Origin of the sequence: Synechococcus sp. WH 5701 (genome assembly GCF_000153045.1) — a bacterium.
Taxonomy (GTDB): domain Bacteria; phylum Cyanobacteriota; class Cyanobacteriia; order PCC-6307; family Cyanobiaceae; genus Regnicoccus_A; species Regnicoccus_A antarcticus.
Window position 1 is genome coordinate 203,607 of the sequence record NZ_CH724159.1, and the last position, 19,571, is coordinate 223,177.

Consider the following 19,571-nt stretch of genomic DNA (forward strand, 5'->3'; position numbering starts at 1 on the left):
GGGTGTTGTCCTGCGGTGGGGTGGTCGCCCTGGGAACCGTTAACACTCATCTCGGGCAGCATTATGTCGTCGGCGGGCTGGAAAAATCCTGTGCGATGCGGCACTTTTGCGTGAAATCGGTTTTCTCGCAATGGTGCTGTGCGGGTTTGCGGGCCATTAGGGAGTCTGCGGCCTGAACGGCATCAGTCCACGCCTTGCCCTGCTTGTTTCGGATTGGCGGAATTGACTGCGGGAGCTGGCAGCCCCAGTTCGGGTTGGTCCGGGTCGCTCAGGTCGATGGAGCGCACCCCCTGGCCCTGGACCTGCTTCGGCAGTTCCCCGGACAGGTAACGCAAGACATCCAGGCGGCGAGCGAGGTCGCCGTCAGGCCCACCCAGTTTCACCTCCCCCAGAGTGCCGGTGGTCAGCCAGAGGGTGCCATCGGGCTCAAAGCGGATCGTCTTGAGTGGGCTGCCCAGGTCGTCGCGGCGGTTGATCAGCTTGACGATGGTGGGCTTGAAGCGGGCCTGCCATCCCTGCACCCGGATCGCCGTTTCGGGCTGGCTGTCGCTGGATCCCATGGCCTGCTGGCTGCTGCTGATCCAGTTGCCCAGTCGGTCGACATAGCCCTGCTCATTCCCCTTGGCTGTGCGCCGCTCCGCCCGCGCCACCACCTGGCGATCCACCAGCTCGATGCGCAGGCGGGGCGGGAGGATCAGTCGCTGCACGGTCACCTGCTCCACTGGCAGGGCGTCCAGGAGTTCGGAGCGCAGCAGCCGGGGATCGAGGGTCAGCAGGGGCATGGGGAAGCGCAGCTCGGCGGCGGCGATCGCCTGCTCACGGCTCACGCGTTCGCTGCCGCTCACTTCCACCTGGGACGGACCGTTCAGGGTCCAGCCCTGACGCAGCAGTCCATAGCCAAGGCCCGCTGCGGCCGCCGAGAACACCACGAGCCGCCAGACGTTGCGCAGGCGTTCCTGACGGCGCTGCAGCCGCAGCTGACGCCTTCGTTCAACTCCTGGTGCTTGGGAAACGGGGCTCACAGCTCACAACGGGACCGGGCCATCAGTTCATCCATCCAGCGCCGGGCCCGTTCGGCATCGGAGAAAGGCAGGTCTTTTTGCTGGCCATCGCCCACCAGCCGCACCCGGCAGCTGCCCTGGCTTTCGTCGGTGAGGGGTGCATCACCCGATCCCAGGGACATCAGCTCCAACAATTCCAGTTTGCTGATGACGAAGGATCCCTGGGGTTTGAGCACCCCGGCTTCGAAGGTGCTCCAGGTCAGGACCCCATCGGCGAGCCGTGCCGCGCCGCAGCCATCGAGTTTCGAGAGTTCCGAGCCCGCAGCCCAGTCACGGAACAGCCGTTGACGACGCCGCTCCAGCCAGCCGAGGGCCGTGAGCAGCACGAAGACCACCAGCAGGGGCAGCCAGAGCAAGCCGTGACTCATTCCGCCGGGTCCTCTTGAGATGATCCACGGTCCCATTCTCCCGCGCTCTCCACCAGCTGGTGCACGAGATCCACCAGCGGTACGCCGCTGGCTGCCCACAGCATCGGGTACATGCTCTGGCTGGTGAAGCCGGGAAGAGTGTTGATCTCGTTCAGCCAGAGCCGCTGCGCTGCTTCGTCGTAGAAGAAATCCACCCGGGCCAGCCCCTCAGTCGCCACGGCGGCGCAGGCCTGAAGCGCCATGGCACGCAGCCTTTCGCTCACGGCCTCGGGCAGCTCAGCGGGAATCACCGTGGAGCTCAGCCCCGCGGTGTACTTCGTCTCGTAGTCATACCAGTCGGCGGAGAAGCGGATCTCCCCCACCACCGAGGCCTTCAGGCCGCCCCCGGCAGCCGCCCCCTGGCCGAGCACGGCGCACTCCAGTTCCCTGGCCGTCACCCCCTGCTCCACCACCAGGCGCGGATCCAGGGCAGCGGCCAGTTCCAGCCCCTGCAGCAGAGAGCTGCGGTCGCTGGCCTTGCTGATGCCCACCGACGAGCCCATGTTGGCCGGTTTGACGAAGCAGGGGTAGCCCAGATCACGCTCCAGGCGCTGCAGAAGCCCCTCAGGGTCATGGCGCAGGTCTGCCGCCTGAACGGCCGCATAGGGCACCTGCGGCAGACCTGCGGCGGCAAATGCTGCCTTCATGGCCTGCTTGTCCATGCCCAGGGCCGAGCCGAGCACGCCAGAGCCCACGAAGGGCACCTGCATCAGGGCGAACAGCCCCTGGATGGTGCCGTCCTCGCCGTTGGGCCCATGCAGCACCGGAAACCACACGTCAACGCCAGCGGCCTCGGGGGGAAGGCCCTGGAAGCCAGCGCCCCCCAGGGGCTGATCGGCGGCGGTCTCGTTCAGCTGCTCGTCGGGGGCTGGCTCAGCGCTGGAGAGCACGGCCTCGGCCAGCTCGGGGCCCCACCAGCGGCCACGGCGATCGATGTAGAACGGCCGAACCCGGTAGCGCAAAAGGTTCTCCCCTTCCCTGAGGCCGCCCACCACGGTGATGGCCGAGCGGATCGAGACGGCGTGCTCATCCGATGCCCCCCCGAACACCAGGCCAACGCAGCGGGGGGAGCTGGGCATGGGGTCGGCTGGGTCCGGATCGGCGCCAAACGTATCAGCGCCGCCGCGTCTCAGCCCAACGCCACGCCGGTGAGGGAGAAAGCGCGCACTTTCTCAATACGCACGTTCACAAGATCCCCCGGCTGAATGATGCCGCCTTCGAGCTCAGCGGGGCTGCGGGATGGGGCCAGGTCCGGGAAGAAGGTCAGCCGGTTGGTGCGGGTGCGTCCCATGCGCTGGCCGGGGTCTCTGGGGTTCGTGCCTTCCACCAGTACCTGCTCGATGCGCCCCAGGTAGCGCTCGCTGCGCTGGCGCGCCGTGCGCTCCACCAGGGCGTTGAGCTCCTGCAGCCGCTCCACCTTCACGGCCTCCGGCAGTTGATCGGGCCAGTCAGCGGCGGGAGTGTTGGGTCTGGGCGAGTAGGCGGCGGTGTTCACCTGGTCGAAGCCGATCGCCTCGATCAACGCCAGGGTGCGGCGGTACTGAGCGTCGCTTTCGCCTGGGAAGGCCACGATCACATCGGCGCTGATCGCCGCATCGGGCATGCGCTCCCGGATGCGCTCGAGGATGCGCCGGTAGCGATCCACGGTGTAGCCGCGCGCCATCGCTTTGAGCACGTCGTCATCACCGCTCTGGAAGGGGATGTGGAAGTGCTCGCAGAGCTTGGGCAACTCGGCGCAGGCATCGATCAGGCGCTCGGTGAAGTAGCGGGGATGGCTGGTGGCGAAGCGGATCCGCTCGATTCCCGCCACGTCGTGGACGTGGTGAAGCAGGTCGGTGAGGGTGTGCTGGCGGCGGCCCTGGGGAGTGATGCCGGGCAGGTCGCGGCCGTAGGCATCGATGTTCTGCCCCAGCAAGGTGATCTCCTTGAATCCCCGCTCCGCCAACCCTTCCATCTCCAGGCGGATGGCCCCGGGGCTGCGGCTCTGTTCCTTGCCGCGCACCGAGGGCACCACACAGTAGGTGCAGCGCTCGTTGCAGCCGTAGATCACATTCACCCAGGCGCACACCTGGGAATCGCGACGGGCTGTGGTGATGTCCTCGAGGATGTGATGCTCGCCAGTGGCCACCACCTGCTGGCCGCTGGCCACCTGCTCCAGCAGGGTGTCCAGCCGGTTGGCATGCTGGGGCCCCATCACCAGGTCGAGCTCGGGAACTCGCCTCAGCAGGGATTCCCCCTCCTGCTGGGCCACGCAGCCCGCCACCACCAGGGTGAGGTGGGGATTGGTCCGTTTGCGCTGGGCCTGACGCCCCAGGTAGCTGTAGACCTTCTGCTCGGCGTTGTCGCGGATCGTGCAGGTGTTGTAGAGCACCAGATCGGCACTGTGCTCATCGCTCCCGGGCTGATAGCCCATGCCTTCGAGGATTCCGGCCATGCGCTCGGAATCGGCCTTGTTCATCTGGCAGCCGAAGGTGGTGATCCAGTAGCTGCCGCGCTGCCCGGCCTGGGCTGGGGCCGCTGCTGTGGCACTCGCTGTTGTGGTGGTCGCGCTCATCCCACAAGTTTCGACCATGGCCGAAACTTGTGGGATGCAGGCACGCCTTCGCTGGATCGCGCTCACCAAGGCGGTGCCCCTGGCGATCAGCCGGGGCACCACGGCGTCGGTGCGGCGGCTGGTGGTCGAGTTGGAGCACGAGGGGCTGGTGGGGCGTGGCGAAGCCGGCGGTTTCGAAACCGGTCACCGGGCCTACGCCACCGAAGCGGTCGCCGCGGAGCTGGAGGCCCTGCTGCCGCGCTTCGCCTCCGCCGAGGGGCTCGCCCTCGCCGCGGAACTGCCGGCCTTTCAAGCCCTTGATCCCTGGCTGTCCCCACTGTCGCCACCGGCCCGTTGCGCCATCGATCTGGCCCTGCACGACTGGTGGGGCCAGAAGCTGGGCCAGTCCCTCTGGCGTCTCTGGGGCCTGGATCGGGCCGCCTGCAGCCCCACCAGCGTCACCCTCGGCCTGGCTGGAGTGGGGCAGGTGCTGGCCCGGCTGGATCGCTGGCAGGACCGCCTGGGCTGCTGGCCCCAGCGGGTGAAGCTGAAGCTGGGCAGCCCTGATGGCCCAGGCCATGACCGGGCCCTGGTGCTGGCGGTGGTGCAGAGGCTGCAGGAACGGGCCGATGCTGCCGGCATGGTCAGTGAGCTGCAGGTGGATGCCAACGGCGGCTGGGATCTGGTTACAGCCCAGCAGCTGATCCCCTGGCTGGCGGAGCAGGGGGTGGTGCTGGTGGAGCAGCCGCTGCCCGCCCAGCTCGACCCCGAGGCCGATGCGGCCAGCTTCGCGGCCCTTGATCTGAGCTGCCCGATTCCCCTGGTGGCTGATGAGAGCTGCTGGAACCTGTCCGACCTGCTGCGCCTGGCCCCCCATGTGGATGGGGTGAACATCAAGCTGCTCAAGAGTGGCGGTCTCAGTGAGGCTCTGCTGATGGCCCAGACCGCTCGGAGCCTTGGACTCGATCTGATGCTGGGCTGCTACTCCGACAGCGCTCTGCTCAATGGCGCCGCCTCCCAGTTGCTGCCACTGGTGCGCTGGCCCGACCTCGACAGTCACCTGAACCTGATCGACGACCCCTTTGAAGGCCCTGAGCTTCAGGCCGACTGCCTGCTGCCCTCCAACCGTCCGGGCCTTGGGGTGATCGAGCTCTCTGGCCCCACCGCGGCGAGTGCCCCGTGCTGAGCGCCGATGCGCCGGTGGTGCTGCTGCTCCACGGCGGCCTCGACAACCTTTCCGGCAAGACGGGCCTGGCGATGTTGCGCTACCGGCAGGGTCCGGTGGTGGCCGTGGTGGATCCGGCCCATGCCGGCGCTGAACTGGAGCCCATCACCGGGATCCCCCGGCGGGTGCCGATCGTGGCCGACCTCAACGCTGCCCTGGCTTACAGGCCAGCGGTGGCGGTGGTGGGGCTGGCTCCATCCGGAGGGCAGCTGCCGCCGGAGCTGAAGGCCGATCTGGCGGCGGCCCTGCGAGCCGGGCTGCACCTGGCCAGCGGTCTGCACACCCCCCTGGCGTCCGATCCGGAGCTGGCAGCCCTGCGGGGGCCTGGGCAGTGGATCTGGGATCTGCGCCAGGAGCCTCCTGGTCTGGAGGTGGCCGCGGCCCGGGCGGCAGCGCTGCCTGGCGAGCGGGTTCTCGCGGTGGGAACCGACATGGCCGTGGGCAAGATGAGTGCCTGCCTGGAGTTCACTTCGGCCGCCAGGCGGGCCGGGCTGGATGCCCGTTTCGTCGGCACCGGCCAGGCTGGCATCCTGATCAGCGGCAAGGGTGTTCCCCTGGATGCGGTCCGCGTCGATTACGCCGCCGGTGCGGTGGAGCGTGCCCTGTTGGAGGTGGCTTCAGAGACGGCCTGCACGGAGGAGAGCCTGCTGTTCGTGGAGGGCCAGGGTTCCCTCTGCCACCCCGGCTCCTCAGCCACCCTGCCCCTGATTCGCGGCAGCCAGCCCACGGCACTGGTGCTGGTCCACCGGGCCGGCCAGAGCCATGTGAACAAGCATCCCCAGGTGGGCATCCCGCCCCTGGCGGAGCTGATCAGTGTGCTGGAGGGGCTGGCGGCCCTGGGAAGGCCCCATGGCACGCCGTCCCCACGGGTGCAGGCCGTGGCCCTGAACACCGCAGGGTTGTCAGAGGACAGCGCTGCCATGGCCTGTGCCGCCATCAGTGACGCGCTGGGACTTCCCTGCGCGGATCCCGTGAGGAATGAACCAGCAGCCGATCGACTGCTGGCCTCAATCAGGGCGAGCGAGGGGATTCGAACCCCCGGATGGCGGCACCACAAGCCGCTGCCTTAACCACTTGGCGACGCCCGCCGTGGTCTTTGCCAATGTATCAAGCAGCCTTGCACCCTCCCCTTGCGGCCAGCCTCTTCACTTCGCCTCGCCCGCTGGTGCTCTGCTCTGGCCGTGGGTGGAGGGGTCACCGGGGTTGCCCTGGCCTTCACCAACCCTGGACCCGAGGAGTTCGAGAGCTTCGCCGGTGATCAGCTGGCTGAACTGGCGGTGGAGGAGGTCTGCGCTCATCGCCTGCCGATGCCCCTGAAACTGGCGATCCAGAACTGCCCTGATCTGGTCCGCAGCCAGCACAAGGTTCTCGGTGACCTGGCCCGTCGCAACACCCGGCGGCAGAACTTCGGACTGTTCAGCCTCTACCGCACCGAGATTGGAGGCCCTTCGGTGCTGCCGTTTCTTGAGCTCCCCCTCTACCGGGTGCTCACGGTGGCGGCTGCGGGGCACTTCAGGATCCTGAGAACCTCCAGCGACAACGACCCTGACAGCGCCACCGCCGATCGTGCGCCGTGGTGAGCGCGGCTGAGTCGCTGCCGCCGCTGCTGCTGCCGCGCGCCCTGATCGACCCCCGCTGCCGCGACCTGCCCCCGGCGGATGCGGGCGGCCTGGTGGCCGTGCGTCTGAGCCATCAGGATGGGCGGATCACGGCGATCGAGACTCACCCCCAAGGCGATGGGGAGCTGCTGCCGTTGGCGCTCACCCCTCTGGTGGAGACCCATGCCCACCTCGACAAGGCCTTCAGCTGGGAGCGCCACCCGAACCCGGCGGGCACCATGCAGGGGGCCCTGGCGGCCAACCAGGCGGAGCACCAGGAACGCAGCCTCGAGCAGGTGCTGGAGCGGGGTGAGCGCGCCCTGGAGCGGGCCTGGCGCTATGGCCTGAGGGCCGTGCGCAGCCACATTGACAGCCTCGGCCCAGGCGCCGAGCCGGGATGGGAGGGACTGCTGCTGCTGCAACGCCGCTGGGCGCCGCGGCTGGCGCTGCAGCTGGTGGCTCTGGTGCCGGTGCGGCACTGGGGCACGGCGGCGGGAGGGGCCCTGGCCCGCCGGCTCGTCAGCAGCGGTCCGCGCGGATCGGTACTGCTGGGGGGGGTGCTGGGTGCCCCCCTGGCCCCCAGCCGTGCCGATGGTGAGGGGCTGCTGGCCCTGTTGCAGCTGGCCGACAGCCTCGGAGCTTCGGTGGATCTGCACGTCGATGAGAGTGGCGAGGGGGGCGGTGCGGGGGTGGCCCTGGTGGCCAGGCTGGTGCGGCGGCACCGCATCGGCGTGCCGGTCACCTGCAGCCACAGCTGCTCGATGTCGCAGTTGAGGGCTCCCCGCTTGAGCCGGCTCGCCGACGCCATGGCGGAGGCCTCCCTGACGGTGGTGGCCCTGCCCCCCACCAACCTCTGGCTGTTGGGACACCGCGCTGGAGACACCCCAGCCACCCGGCCCATGGCCCCGATCCGCCAGCTGCAGCGCGCTGGTGTCACGGTGGCTGTGGGGGGCGACAACGTTCAGGATCCCTGGTATCCGGGCGGGGATTTCGATCCACTGGAACTGCTGCGCTTCTGCCTGCCGGCGGCCCACCTGGCCCCCTGGCAACGGCAGGGGCTGGCCCCCTTCACCACCGCCGCCTCCCGGCTGATGGGTCTGGAGTGGGATGGGGTGCTGCGCACCGGGGCGCCTGCCGATCTGGTGGTGCTCGCCGCCGGCAGCTGGAGTGAGCTGCTGGCCCGCTCTCCCCAGCGGAGGGTGCTGCGCGCTGGCCAGTGGCTGCCCGCGCCGGCGGGCCCGGAGCTGGCGGCACGGCTGGAGGCGATGGCCGCGGCTATGCCCAGCGGGGCTGAGTAGACCGGAAGGAGGCGCGAGCCTCCGCCTGCCGTTCGCTGCAACCGCTGCTTTGCCCCTCGATCCAGCCACCCGGCCCCCTGCCCTGGCCGTCGCCACCCAGCTGCCGAACGATCTGCCAGCGCCCGCCACGGACGCCCAGCTTGAGGCTCTGGTGGCCGAGCTGAGTTCAATGGCCGCTGTTAGGACCGCCTCCGCCGCCACGGCTGGTGAAGCCGGCGCAGGGATGGCCCTGATCCGCACCGGACCTGAGCTGGAGCGCCTCTCCAGGGATTTCTTCAGCTACTCCCCGGTGCTGACCCCCCTGCTGCAGGACAGGCTGGCCCAACTGGTGGTCAAGGCCAGCCGCACCGAGCAGGTGCGGCTGGTGGCGGGAGCCTGCGCCCGTCATGGGGTGCCGCTCACGCTGCGGGGAAGCGGCACCGGAAACTATGGCCAGTGTGTCCCTCTGGCGGGGGGGGTGGTACTCGACCTCAGCGGCCTCAACCAGGTGCGGCAGCTGGATCCCCTCACCGGGGTGCTGACCGCCGAGGCGGGCTGCCTGCTGGCCGACCTGGAGCAGCAACTCGCCCCCCATGGGCGGGAGTTGCGCCTCACCCCGAGCACTCGCCGCAGCGCCAGCCTGGGGGGATTCATCGCCGGAGGCTCAGGCGGTATCGGCTCGGTGCGCTGGGGCTTCCTGCGCGACCCCGGCCATCTGCTGGGGCTGGAAGTGGTCACGGTGGAGCCTGAGCCCCGGTTGCTGCAGCTCGATGCCAGCGCCAGCGCCCCCCTCAACCACGCCTACGGCAGCAACGGCATCCTCACCGCCGTGACCATGGCCACGGCCGCAGCGGTGCCCTGGCAGCAGGTGGTGATCGATTTCAGCAGCTGGACTGCAGCGGTCGCGGCGATCCGTACCCTGCCCGCCACCGCCCTGCTGCTCAATGGCCTCTGCCTGCTGGAGGACGCGGTGGCCCGGCGTCTGCCCTGTCCGGGGGGGCACGGCCCGGCCATCTGTCCACCGGCCGATGGGCATCGCCTGCTGCTGCTGGCGGCACCCGACGCCCTGCCGGCCCTGGAGCCGCTGCTGGCGGCCATGGGTGGGCGGCTGGTCTGGCAGGCGCCGGAGCAGGGCAGCCGCGGCGTGCCCCTGCGGGAACTCTGCTGGAACCACACCACCCTGCACATGCGGGCCCATGACCCCGGTTGGACCTATCTGCAGATGCTCCTGCCTCAACCGGAGACCCCGGCGCTCGAAGCCCTCAAGCAACGCTGGGGGGATGATCTGCTCTGGCACCTTGAGGCCGTGCGCCAGCAGGGCTGCCAGCGGCTGGCGGGCCTCCCCCTGGTGCGCTGGCGCGGCAGGGAGGCTCTGCTGGAGCTGATGGAGCAGGCCCGGCAGCTGGGGGCCTTCCTGTTCAACCCCCACGTGCTCACGGTGGAAGATGGGGGCCTGGGAGTGATCGACGCCGACCAGGTGGCGGCCAAACAGGCCTACGACCCTGCGGGTCTGCTCAACCCCGGCAAGTTGCGGGGCTGGGGTGAACGCTGAATGGCCTAAGGGCAGTCGAGGCTGAGGCGGGTGCTCACGCCCGTGGTGGGATTGGTGCCCTGGGCCCGGCGGCAAAGGGCGCGCTGATCGGAGCGATCCAGCAGGGCGTCGCTGAAGTCGGCGTCATCGATCACGGCGCCGCTGAAGCTGCTGCCGGCGGCGATCACACCCCGAAGCAGGGCTCCGCTCAGGTCGGTGCCGCTGAAGTCGGCCCGGTCCATCAGGGCATCGGAGAGGTCGGCTCCGCTGAAATCGGAGCGCAGGAAAGCGGCCTGGGTGAGGATCGATCCGTGCAGATCCGCGCCACTGAAATCGGCATCCCGGGCCATCACCCCGGCGAAGGAGGTGTTGGCCAGCTGCTGACCGCTGAAGTCCTTGCCGTCCTGGTTGGTGAGGGTGTAATCGACCCTGTCCTGAAACAGGGCGCGATCCTGCAAGCCCACCCCTGCACTGGTGTCGAGGGCGAGGGCGGGAGGGCTCCAGGGGGAGCCCAGCAGCGAGGCCGCCAGCAGGGCCAGTAGTGCGACGGTCAGGGCTCCGGGCCAGCCGCGACGGTGTTGCTGGGGGGCCTGGTCGTGGCCTTCCTGGGGCTGGATCGGGTGCGTGGCAGGGGTCATGGCGCTGCGGCGGGATGCTGCCTCCACTCTCCCCCGGATCACCCCGATTGCTGGAGGGCGCCTGAACCGATCAGGGCACCGATCAGGTAGAGCGATCCCGCCACGACCACCACCCCTCCGTCGGCACTGGCCGTAGCGGCGCTGAGGGCCTCCGCCAGCGAGGGGCTCGCCCAAAGGCGTCCGGCCAGCGCGGGCGCCTCCGCCAGCAGCGCCTCCAGGCTCCAGCAGGGATGCTCAGGCACCGGCACCAGCCAGGCCCGATCGGATGGGGCCAGCAGGGCCCGGACCATGGCTGGCGCGGGCTTGTTGGCCAGCACCCCCAGCACCCAGCAGCGTTCGCGCTCGTTGGCCTCGCCCTGATCAAGTTCCTGGCGCAGGGCTTCGGCTGCAGGCAGGTTGTGGGCCCCATCCAGCAGCAGGGGTTGACCCCGCCAGAGCACCGGTTGCAGCCGCGCCGGCCAGCGGGCTGCCTTGAACCCCTCAACGATGGCCTGATCGGGGATCGTCCAGCCCCGTTGGCGCAGGGCTTGCACCAGGCCGAGGGCCACGGCTGCGTTGTGGCGCTGCACCAGTCCGGGCAGGCCGCTGCGCCAGCGCAGATGCCCGGCCACCAGATCCCCCTCGGCTGTGGCGAGCGGGTCGACCCAGCGCAAGCTGCTCCCGCTCTCGACGGCGCGCCGGCGCAGCACGGAAGCGGCCTCGGGGTGCTGAGGGCCGCTCACCGCCAGGCTGCCGCGGCTGAAGATCCCCGCTTTTTCAGCGGCGATGGCCGCGATGCTGGAGCCGAGCACTTCGGCATGGTCCATGCCGATGGCGGCGAAGCCCAGCACCTGGCGCTCGGGATGGACGGTGGTGGCATCCAGCCGTCCCCCCAGGCCCACCTCCAGCACCACCAGATCGAGGCCTGCCTCGGCGAAGGCCTGAAAGGCCGCCAGGGTCACCAGCTCGAAGGGGGTGAGATCGTGGCGCCGGGCCAGGGGCTGCAGATCGCTCAGCAGCCGGCGCAGCTCCGGGGCGGTGATCGGTTGGTCCCCCAGCTGGATCCGCTCGCACCAGCTCACCAGGTGGGGAGAGGTGTAGAGCCCGGCCTGCAGGCCACTGGCCAGCAGGGCTGCGTGCACCAGGGTGCAGATCGATCCCTTGCCGTTGGTGCCCGCCACCTGCACCGCTGCGAAGCGGCGCTCGGGATGGCCCAGCTCCGCCAGGGCCCTGCGCATCCGCTCCAGTCCCAGGTCAACACCGCGGCGGCTGAACGGCTCGATCAGATCGGCGAACGAATCGATGGCTGGCACCGGATTGAAGGCAGTCAGTGGCCGCCTCGATTCAGGTGCCCGCGCTGATCGCCAGCAGGGCTTGCTCCAGCAGCGCCACGGCCTGGCGGAGCTGGCGGGGCTGAATCACCAGGGGCGGCACCAGCCGCACCACCCTTGGCCCGGCGGGCACCACCAGTAAGCCCTTCTCAAGCGCCGACTGCACGATCTGCGGGGCGGTGGGGGCTTCCGGCCTGAGCACCAGGCCTTGGAGCAGGCCCCAGCCGCGCACCCCCTCCAGAAGCTGGGGGTGGCGGCTCACCAGCTCAGCCAGCAACTGCTGCAGCAGCTCGCCCATGCGCTGCACGTGGGGCACCAGAAGCCGCCGCTCCAGCTCCTGGGCCACGGTCAGGGCGGCGCGGCAGGCCAGGGGGTTGCCCCCGAAGGTGCTGGCGTGGTCGCCGGGACGGAAGTGATCGAAGGCCTGCTTCACCGCCAGGGCGCCGATCGGGAAGCCCCCGCCCAGCCCCTTGGCCGTGGTGAAGGCATCGGGCTCGACGCCCAGTTTTTCGTAGCCCCAGAGACAGCCGCTGCGGCCCATGCCGATCTGGACCTCGTCGAAGATCAGCAGGATGCGGTGCTGATCGCAGAGCTGGCGCACCCGCTGGAAGAAGGCCGGATCGCCGGGGTTGACGCCCCCCTCCCCCTGCAGGGGCTCCAGCATCACGGCCGCCACACGTGGACCGTCGGCTTCGCTGCGGCTGAGCAGAGCTTCGAAGGCGGCGGTGTCGTTGTAGGGAAAAAAGTGGAATCCCTCCACCATCGGCTCGAAGCCTTTGTGGTATTTGGGTTGACCGGTGGCGCTCACGGTCGCCAGGGTTCGGCCATGGAAACTGGCCTGGGCTGTGAGGATCAGCGGCCGCTCGATCCCACGCACCTGATGGCCGTGCTTGCGGGCCAGCTTGATGGCGGCCTCATTGGCTTCGGCGCCGGAATTGCAGAAGAAGACGCGGTCGGCGCAGCTGCGCCCAACGATCCAGCGGGCCAGTTCCTCCTGCTCGGGGATCTTGTAGAGGTTGGAGACGTGCTGCAGACGGCCCAGCTGTTTGCCCAGGGCCCGCCGCATCACTCTGTCGCTGTGGCCGAGAGTGCAGGTGGCGATCCCGGCCACGCAGTCGAGGTAGCGACGCCCGTGCTGGTCACGGACCCACACCCCCCGGCCTTTGACGAGCTCGAGAGGCAGGCGGGCATAGGTGTCCATCACCGCCGAAACCGGGGTGTGAGCCACCGCCAGCGGTGCCTGGGGCTGTGGAGGGGGCTGGCTGCTGGCCCGAGGCAGGGTGATGGGAGCGGTGGGACTTGAACCCACATGCCCGAGGGCGCTCGATTTTGAGTCGAGTCCGTCTACCAATTCCGGCACGCTCCCGCAGGGGCCACTTTACGCGGGCAGGAGAAAGCTCAGGACTCCAGGCGCCGGATCGAGGCGCCGACGGCGTTGAGCTTGCCTTCGAAATCGGCGTAGCCCCGATCAAGGAACTCCAGTCCCTGAACGGTGGTGATGCCATCAGCGGCCAGGCCGGCCAGCACCATCGCGGCCGAGGCGCGCAGGTCGGTGCCTTGCACGGGAGCTCCGCTGAGACGGGCCACCCCCTCCACCAGGGCGGTGTTGCCCTGCATGCGGATGTCGGCGCCCATGCGCTGCAGTTCAGCCACGTGCTGGAGGCGGTTCTCGAAGATGTTCTCCACCACCATGCTGGTGCCCCGCGCGGTGGCCAGCACGCTCATGAACGGGGCTTGCAGATCGGTGGGGAAGCCGGGGAAGGGTTGGGTGCGCAGGTCGACGGCCTGGATGTGTTCGGCGCGCAGGGTCATGCCCTCGCCGTCGGGAATCAGCTCGCAGCCCACATCCACCAGTTTGTTGAGTACGGCGCCGAGGTGATCGGGGATCACCGGGGTGACGCGCAGGGCGGAACGGGTGATGGCGGCGGCCAGGAGGAAGGTGCCGGCTTCAATGCGGTCGGGGATCACGGCGTAATCGGCTCCGTGCAGGCGATCGACGCCATCGATGACGATCGTGGGAGTGCCGGCGCCCTGGACTCGGCCGCCCATGGCGTTGAGCAGGCCGGCCAGATCCACCACCTCAGGCTCAAGGGCAGCGTTCTCGATCACCGTTTCCCCCTCAGCCAGGGCGGCGGCCATCATCAGGGTTTCGGTGGCACCGACGCTGGGGCATTCCAGGTGGATGCGGTCACCCGTGAGGCGCAGGCTGCGGCCCGGCACGGCGGCCGAAACCACTCCATGCTCAATGCTCACCTGGGCACCGAGGGTCTTGAGGCCTTTGACATGCTCGCTGACGGGCCTGGAGCCGATCTTGCAGCCGCCCGGCAGGGGGACCTTGGCCATGCCGAGCCGGGCGAGCAGGGGGCCGATGCAGAAGAAGCTCGCCCGCAGACTGTTCACCAGTTCATAAGGAGGAGTCGACTGGCTCAGGTGGCTGGCGTCGAGCTCCACCCAGTCGAGACCTCGTTTGACGCGAACACCAAGCGCGGTGAGGATCTCTCCCATCCCGGCGATGTCCGTCAGGGGGGGCACGTTGGTCAGGCGCAGGGTGTCGCGGCTGAGCAGACAAGCCGCCATCAGCACCAGGGCGGAGTTCTTGGCACCGCTGACCCGAACCTCACCGGAGAGCCGTCGTCCACCCATGATCTCCAGCTGGGGGGCAAGCAGGGAGGTGGGCGTCGGTGCGACGGTCAGGGTCATGGCGTTCGGGCCGACTTTTGGTTCCGGAATCTTGACAACCAAGCCGGCGACCGTCTAGGCGTCCGCCCAAGGAACTGTCATGGTTGGTTGCAAGTCTGCCTGATCGCCTCCAGCGCGGGGTCTGGGCTGTCGTGTCACTGGTCTGTGCGGCCCTCCGTGATTTAAGGTTTCTCGGTCGCTTCGGCGGCACGCCAGCGGATGTGGCGGAATTGGTAGACGCGCTAGTTTCAGGTACTAGTGGCAGCAATGTCGTGGGAGTTCAAGTCTCCCCATCCGCACTTTTCCCCAGCCCAGCCCACGCCCTCATCTCCCCCCTGCCGGGGCCAGTGCTTCTAGCCGTGGTGCAGCCTCACCCATGATTGTCATTAAGATCACGAATTCTTCTGAGGTTGTTGCCAAGAAGATCGGCAAGTTTCTCGAGAGTCTCACCCCCGATGGCATGGATGAATCCACCATCGAAGACATCGTGGTGAGCCGGTTGGTGGAAAACCTCAGCAGCGAGGGCATCGAGGGTGAAGTGGCCTCGATCCGGGGTGTCGATCTTGAAGAGTCCGGGATCCTGATCAAGGACCCCATGCATGTGCGCCGCCGTCAGTCGTTCTGAGGCCAGCGATGGGTCCCCCTGGGTCCCCCAGGCTCGTGAGCTGATCACCAGCCGCCGTAATCCGCTGGTGGGCCGGTTTCGCGCTCTTCACCAGCCCCGTGGCCGCCGTGAGCAGGGCCTGCTGCTGCTGGAGGGCACCCATCTGCTGGAGGAGGCCTTGCGCCTGGGCCTGCGGCCCAGTCAGGTGCTGGCCAGCCCCGGCTGGATCGAGCGTCACCGCTCCCTTCTGGAGGGCCACCCGCGCATGGCTGCCTTGCTGCAACCGGTCGCTGAGCCCGTCCTGGAGGCAGTGGCCACCACCGCCCATCCCGATGGGGTGGTGCTGACACTGCCGTGGCCGGAGCCGCCGGCTTGCGAGCGTGTTGATTTCGTGCTGGCGCTCGATCGCCTCCAGGATCCCGGCAACCTCGGCACCTTGATGCGCACCGCCCTGGCGGCGGGGGTGGAGGAGCTCTGGCACTCGGAGGGGGCCGACCCCTTTCAGCCCAAGGTGCTGCGCGCGTCCGCCGGCGCGGCCCTGGCCCTGCCCTGCCGCCGGCTCGAGCAGCTGCTGCCCCGCCTGGAGTCCGCCCGCACAGGCGGTGTTCAGGTGGTGGCCTCGGTGGTGGCCGGTGGAATTCCCTACTGGCAGCTCGACTGGACCCTCCCCACGGTGCTGCTGCTCGGCAACGAGGGGGCCGGGCTGGCGCCGGAGTTGCTGGCGGCCAGCAGCCACCAGGTCACCATTCCCCACAGCGGGGCGGTGGAATCGCTGAACGTGGCGGTGGCCGCCGCGCCGCTGCTGCTGGAGCGCTGGCGTCAGCTGACGGGGGAGAATGCGGGGCAACAACCGCAGCAGCCCAGGTGAGCGACGCCAGTGCAGCCAGCTTTGACTTCGATCTGATCGTGATCGGTGCCGGTTATGGCGGCTTCGACGCCGCCAAGCACGCCGCCGACCATGGCCTGCGCACAGCAATCGTGGAGTCGCGTGACATGGGCGGCACCTGCGTGAACCGGGGCTGCGTGCCCTCCAAGGCCCTGCTGGCCGCCAGCGGCCGCGTGCGCGAGCTGGCCGACGCCGAGCACCTGCGCGGCTTCGGCATCCACGCAGCTCCGGTGCGCTTCGAGCGCCAGAAGATCGCCGACCACGCCAACCAGCTGGTGGCCACGATCCGCACCAACCTCACCAAGACGCTGGAGCGTGCCGGCGCCACGATCCTGCGGGGCAAGGGCAGGCTGGAGGGCCCCCAGCGGGTGGCGGTGCGCGAAGCCAGCGGCATCGAGCGGGTGTATTCCGCCCGCGACGTGATCATCGCCACCGGCTCCGATCCCTTCGTACCGCCCGGAATCGAAACCGACGGCCGCACCGTCTTCACCAGCGACGAGGCCATCAGCCTGGAGTGGCTGCCCCGCTGGATCGCGATCATCGGCAGTGGCTACATCGGCCTGGAATTCGCCGATGTCTATACGGCCCTCGGCTGTGAGGTCACGATGATCGAGGCCCTCGATCGGGTGATGCCCACCTTCGATCCCGACATCGCCAAGATCGCCGCGCGCAAGCTGATCGACGGTCGCGACATCGACGCCCGCTCCGGAGTGCTGGCCAAGACGGTGACCCCGGGATCGCCGGTGCGGATCGAGCTGGTGGAGATGGCCAGCCGCGAGCCGGTGGAGACCCTGGAGGTGGATGCGGTGCTGGTGGCCACAGGCCGGGTGCCCGTGAGCAAGTACCTCAACCTCGAGAGCGTCGGTGTGACGACCAACCGCGGCTTCATTCCGGTGGATGAGGCCATGCGGGTGCTGGTGGATGGCAACCCCGTGCCGCACCTCTGGGCCGTGGGCGATGTGACCGGCAAGATGATGCTGGCCCACACCGCTGCCGCTCAGGGGAGCGTGGCTGTGGACAACATCCTGGGCCACCAGCGCCTGATCGATTACCGCTCGATTCCGGCGGCCACTTTCACCCATCCCGAGATCAGTTCCGTGGGCTTGAGCGAAGCCGACGCCAAGGAGCTCGCCGCCGCCGATGGCTTCGAGCTGGGCCTGGTGCGCAGCTACTTCAAGGCCAATTCCAAGGCGCTGGCGGAGCTCGAAAGCGACGGTCTGATGAAACTGCTGTTCAACCGCTCCAGCGGTGAGGTGCTGGGGGCCCACATCTACGGTCTGCATGCTGCCGACTTGATCCAGGAGATCGCCAATGCCGTGGCCCGGCGCCAGAGCGTGCGCGAGCTGGCCAACGAGGTGCACACCCACCCCACCCTGAGCGAAGTGGTCGAGGTGGCCTACAAGCAGGCGGCCGCGGCCCTGGTCTGACCGCCCTGGTCTGACGGTCCACCAGGCAGGACTGTCGCAGGAGATCTCGGCGTCCACCGCTTCTACGATCTGAGTCCAGCATTCGTTGCCGTCAGCCCTTGGAGATCCGTCGTCGCCCGCCCAATCCCCCCGTGCGGGTGGCCCACATGCAATTCGGCATTCCCCATGAGGAGGCGGCTCCGCGCCACATCCTCGAGGAGATCGTCTGGGAGAAGGACCGGGAGGTGACCGCTTCGCGCGAGCGTGTGCCCCTTGAGAAACTCAAGCAGCAGGTGGCGGAACTCCCCTCCTGCCGCGACTTCGTGGCCTCCCTGCGGGCCAGTTGCCGCAAGCCGGCCGTGATCGCCGAGGTGAAGAAGGCCAGCCCCAGCAAGGGCGTGATCCGTGAGGATTTCGATCCTGTGGCTATCGCCCTCGGCTACCAGACCGGCGGCGCCAGCTGCCTCTCGGTGCTCACCGACAAGGCCTTCTTCCAGGGGGGCTTCGAGGTGCTGGTTGACGTGCGCCAGGCGGTGGAGCTGCCGCTGCTCTGCAAGGACTTCATCCTCACGCCCTACCAGCTGTATCAGGCCCGCGCCGCCGGGGCCGATGCCGCTCTGCTGATTGCCGCCATCCTCTCCGACCAGGACCTCATCTACCTGCTCAGGGTGGCCCACGCCCTTGGCCTGGCGGTACTGCTGGAGGTGCATGACGCCGCTGAGATGGAGCGGGCGCTGGCGCTTGAGGGCGTGGAGATGATCGGCATCAACAACCGCGATCTCACCAGCTTCCACACCGATCTGGCCACCACAGCGGAGCTGATGGCCCGCTACGGCGATCGCCTGCGGCAGAAGGGAGCGCTGCTGGTGAGCGAATCGGGGCTGAGCAGCCGCGATGATCTCGATCGGGTGATGGGGGCCGGCGCCGATGCGGTGCTGGTGGGTGAAGCCCTGATGCGCGAGGCTGATGTGACCGCCGCGCTGGAAGCCCTGATCGGCGGCTGAACTCCAGTGCCCCCGAGCAGAGGGGCACCATCCCCTGCCCGGCGGCTGCGAAGAAAAAACCCGTCTGGAGCCTGCACAGGGTGCGAAGGCTCCAGACGGGGATTGGGGTGGGCGAGATCAGACCTTGCGGCTGTAGAACTCAACCACCAGCAGTTCGTTGATCTCGAGGGCCACCCACTCGCGCTCGATCCGGCCGTTCACCTTGGCGGTGAACTTGTTCTTGTCGAGCTCGAGGTTGGGGGGGATGTTGGCCAGACCCGGGAACTCCAGATTGCCTTCGGCAAGCTGGCGGCTGGCCTTGCGCTCACGCACCACGATCACGTCGCCGGCACGGCACTGGTAGCTGGGCACATCGACCACACGGCCGTTCACCGTGATGTGGCCGTGGTTCACCAGCTGGCGGGCACCGGGCACCGTGGGGCCGAAGCCGAGGCGGAAGCAGATGTTGTCGAGGCGGTTCTCCAGCAGCTTCAGCAGGTTGGTTCCAGTGGAACCCTCCTGGGCGCGCGCTTTCTTCACGTAGCGCACGAGCTGGCGCTCGGAGATGCCGTAGTTGAAGCGAAGTTTCTGCTTCTCTTCGAGACGGATGGCGTATTCGGAGCGCTTGCGACGGGCTTGGCCGTGCTGACCGGGGGGATAAGCCCGCTTGGCGGACTTACGGGTGAGACCGGGAAGGTCTCCCAAGCGCCGCGTGATCCTCAGGCGAGGGCCGCGGTAGCGAGACATGCAGACAGGAACAGAGGACGGGGTTCTGGAACGAAGCGCGCAGGCTGACCGTGGGCCAGGCCTTCCGGGGAGCATGCTGGAGGCATTCTCCAGGCACCCGGTCGTGCAACGACAGTTGTCGATCTTATCCGTTGGCTTCTCCGCCCTCAGCCAGGGGTTGCAGGTGGCCCTGCTCGCGCTGATCTCCGGCTACCGCCGCTGGATCTCGCCCGTTCTCGGTCCCCGCTGCCGGTTCATTCCTAGCTGCAGCGCCTATGGCCTTGAGGCGATCCAGCGCCATGGCCCCTGGCGGGGGGGCTGGCTCACCCTGAGGCGCCTGCTGCGCTGCCACCCCTTCACCCCCTGCGGTTGCGATCCGGTGCCCGAGTGAACCTGCCCGCCCCCCCCCTGCCAGAGCTGCTGCTCTACAGCCGCGATGGCTGTTGCCTGTGCGAGGGCCTGGAAGAACGCCTGCGGGCCCTCGTGCCACCTCCACCGCTGCAGGTGGTGAATGTGGATCACGATCCCGAGCTACAGGCCCGCTATGGGCTGGAGGTACCGCTGCTGGCGGTGCTGCGGCAGGGGCGGCCGCAGCTGTTGCCGCGGGTGGGGCCGCGGCTGGGGGGCGATGGCCTCCAGCGCTGGCTGTGGAAGTGTCTGGCCGAGCTGCCCGGCCCGCCTCCAAGCGCCTAAAACTGCGCGAACTC

The 19,571-nt window shown here is 68.7% G+C and carries 19 protein-coding genes, 3 tRNA genes and 1 pseudogene; 12 read left to right on the plus strand and 11 right to left on the minus strand.

The features are described 5' to 3' along the window. Positions 1 to 182: 182 nt before the first annotated feature. From WH5701_RS01925 to miaB, 4 genes are read right to left on the minus strand one after another with little or no spacing between them, the layout of a single operon-like run. Positions 183 to 1,022 carry a cell division protein FtsQ/DivIB gene (locus WH5701_RS01925; protein WP_006170208.1) on the minus strand — a complete coding sequence of 280 codons (840 nt, stop codon included), beginning with the start codon at positions 1,020 to 1,022 and terminating at the stop codon, positions 183 to 185. Beyond that, complete coding sequence (locus WH5701_RS01930) at positions 1,019 to 1,429, minus strand: hypothetical protein (protein ID WP_006170209.1); 411 nt, start codon at positions 1,427 to 1,429, stop codon at positions 1,019 to 1,021. The genes WH5701_RS01925 and WH5701_RS01930 overlap by 4 nt, the downstream gene beginning before the upstream one ends. Then, a complete protein-coding gene (locus tag WH5701_RS01935) occupies positions 1,426 to 2,547 on the minus strand; it encodes a D-alanine--D-alanine ligase family protein (RefSeq protein WP_006170210.1) in 1,122 nt (373 codons plus the stop codon). The genes WH5701_RS01930 and WH5701_RS01935 overlap by 4 nt, the downstream gene beginning before the upstream one ends. Positions 2,548 to 2,597: 50 nt before the next feature. Next, positions 2,598 to 4,022: a tRNA (N6-isopentenyl adenosine(37)-C2)-methylthiotransferase MiaB gene (miaB, locus tag WH5701_RS01940; RefSeq protein ID WP_006170211.1), complete on the minus strand. Its 1,425-nt coding sequence runs from the start codon at positions 4,020 to 4,022 to the stop codon at positions 2,598 to 2,600. A 34-nt stretch (positions 4,023 to 4,056) separates the two neighbouring features. Between miaB and WH5701_RS01945 the strand changes: the two genes are divergently transcribed. Together WH5701_RS01945 and WH5701_RS16540 are read left to right on the plus strand one after the other, a co-directional pair. Then, positions 4,057 to 5,187: a dipeptide epimerase gene (locus WH5701_RS01945; RefSeq protein WP_006170212.1), complete on the plus strand. Its 1,131-nt coding sequence runs from the start codon at positions 4,057 to 4,059 to the stop codon at positions 5,185 to 5,187. Between the two features lie 71 nt (positions 5,188 to 5,258). Then, positions 5,259 to 6,149, plus strand: a pseudogene (locus WH5701_RS16540) (DUF1611 domain-containing protein); the annotation flags it as partial. A gap of 92 nt (positions 6,150 to 6,241) precedes the next feature. Here the strand turns inward: WH5701_RS16540 and WH5701_RS01960 are convergent. Next, positions 6,242 to 6,314 (minus strand) — tRNA-His (locus tag WH5701_RS01960). A gap of 42 nt (positions 6,315 to 6,356) precedes the next feature. Here WH5701_RS01960 and WH5701_RS01965 point away from each other — a divergent pair. From WH5701_RS01965 to WH5701_RS01975, 3 genes are read left to right on the plus strand one after another with little or no spacing between them, the layout of a single operon-like run. Next, complete coding sequence (locus WH5701_RS01965; RefSeq protein WP_156776494.1) at positions 6,357 to 6,806, plus strand: DUF4359 domain-containing protein; 450 nt, start codon at positions 6,357 to 6,359, stop codon at positions 6,804 to 6,806. Continuing rightward, positions 6,800 to 8,122: an amidohydrolase family protein gene (locus WH5701_RS01970; protein WP_006170215.1), complete on the plus strand. Its 1,323-nt coding sequence runs from the start codon at positions 6,800 to 6,802 to the stop codon at positions 8,120 to 8,122. Before WH5701_RS01965 ends, WH5701_RS01970 begins: the two co-directional genes overlap by 7 nt. Before the next feature lie 49 nt (positions 8,123 to 8,171). Continuing rightward, the gene (locus tag WH5701_RS01975) at positions 8,172 to 9,653 is read left to right on the plus strand and encodes an FAD-binding oxidoreductase (RefSeq protein WP_006170216.1); all 1,482 of its coding nucleotides are present in this window, start codon (positions 8,172 to 8,174) and stop codon (positions 9,651 to 9,653) included. A gap of 5 nt (positions 9,654 to 9,658) precedes the next feature. On the opposite strand, the gene WH5701_RS01980 is transcribed toward WH5701_RS01975, so the two are convergent. The 5 genes from WH5701_RS01980 to murA all read right to left on the minus strand — a co-directional run bounded on the left by WH5701_RS01980 (position 9,659) and on the right by murA (position 14,280). Further along, positions 9,659 to 10,270, minus strand: coding sequence for a pentapeptide repeat-containing protein (locus WH5701_RS01980; protein ID WP_006170217.1), 612 nt, complete (start codon positions 10,268 to 10,270; stop codon positions 9,659 to 9,661). A gap of 38 nt (positions 10,271 to 10,308) precedes the next feature. Then, positions 10,309 to 11,562 carry a folylpolyglutamate synthase/dihydrofolate synthase family protein gene (locus tag WH5701_RS01985; RefSeq protein WP_006170218.1) on the minus strand — a complete coding sequence of 418 codons (1,254 nt, stop codon included), beginning with the start codon at positions 11,560 to 11,562 and terminating at the stop codon, positions 10,309 to 10,311. A gap of 31 nt (positions 11,563 to 11,593) precedes the next feature. Continuing rightward, the gene (locus WH5701_RS16545) at positions 11,594 to 12,781 is read right to left on the minus strand and encodes an aspartate aminotransferase family protein (protein ID WP_071934253.1); all 1,188 of its coding nucleotides are present in this window, start codon (positions 12,779 to 12,781) and stop codon (positions 11,594 to 11,596) included. An 83-nt stretch (positions 12,782 to 12,864) separates the two neighbouring features. Further along, a tRNA-Leu gene (locus WH5701_RS01995) sits at positions 12,865 to 12,946 on the minus strand. 32 nt (positions 12,947 to 12,978) lie between these two features. Further along, a complete protein-coding gene (murA, locus tag WH5701_RS02000) occupies positions 12,979 to 14,280 on the minus strand; it encodes a UDP-N-acetylglucosamine 1-carboxyvinyltransferase (protein ID WP_006170220.1) in 1,302 nt (433 codons plus the stop codon). Positions 14,281 to 14,474: 194 nt separating this feature from the next. Here murA and WH5701_RS02005 point away from each other — a divergent pair. From WH5701_RS02005 to trpC, 5 genes are all read left to right on the plus strand, one after another. Then, a tRNA-Leu gene (locus WH5701_RS02005) sits at positions 14,475 to 14,558 on the plus strand. Positions 14,559 to 14,635: 77 nt separating this feature from the next. Further along, complete coding sequence (locus WH5701_RS02010; protein WP_006170221.1) at positions 14,636 to 14,884, plus strand: hypothetical protein; 249 nt, start codon at positions 14,636 to 14,638, stop codon at positions 14,882 to 14,884. Then, a complete protein-coding gene (locus WH5701_RS02015; RefSeq protein ID WP_006170222.1) occupies positions 14,859 to 15,731 on the plus strand; it encodes an RNA methyltransferase in 873 nt (290 codons plus the stop codon). The genes WH5701_RS02010 and WH5701_RS02015 overlap by 26 nt, the downstream gene beginning before the upstream one ends. Then, a complete protein-coding gene (gene lpdA / locus WH5701_RS02020; protein ID WP_006170223.1) occupies positions 15,728 to 17,176 on the plus strand; it encodes a dihydrolipoyl dehydrogenase in 1,449 nt (482 codons plus the stop codon). The genes WH5701_RS02015 and lpdA overlap by 4 nt, the downstream gene beginning before the upstream one ends. A 98-nt stretch (positions 17,177 to 17,274) precedes the next feature. After that, positions 17,275 to 18,159 (plus strand): indole-3-glycerol phosphate synthase TrpC, encoded by an 885-nt coding sequence (trpC, locus tag WH5701_RS02025; protein ID WP_037979414.1) that lies wholly within the window; start codon positions 17,275 to 17,277, stop codon positions 18,157 to 18,159. 117 nt (positions 18,160 to 18,276) lie between these two features. On the opposite strand, the gene rpsD is transcribed toward trpC, so the two are convergent. Next, complete coding sequence (gene rpsD / locus WH5701_RS02030) at positions 18,277 to 18,885, minus strand: 30S ribosomal protein S4 (RefSeq protein WP_006170225.1); 609 nt, start codon at positions 18,883 to 18,885, stop codon at positions 18,277 to 18,279. 73 nt (positions 18,886 to 18,958) lie between these two features. On the opposite strand from rpsD, the gene yidD reads away from it, so the two are divergent. Next, a complete protein-coding gene (gene yidD, locus WH5701_RS02035; RefSeq protein WP_050751364.1) occupies positions 18,959 to 19,255 on the plus strand; it encodes a membrane protein insertion efficiency factor YidD in 297 nt (98 codons plus the stop codon). Next, positions 19,252 to 19,557: a glutaredoxin family protein gene (locus WH5701_RS02040; protein ID WP_006170227.1), complete on the plus strand. Its 306-nt coding sequence runs from the start codon at positions 19,252 to 19,254 to the stop codon at positions 19,555 to 19,557. Before yidD ends, WH5701_RS02040 begins: the two co-directional genes overlap by 4 nt. Positions 19,558 to 19,571: the final 14 nt, after the last annotated feature.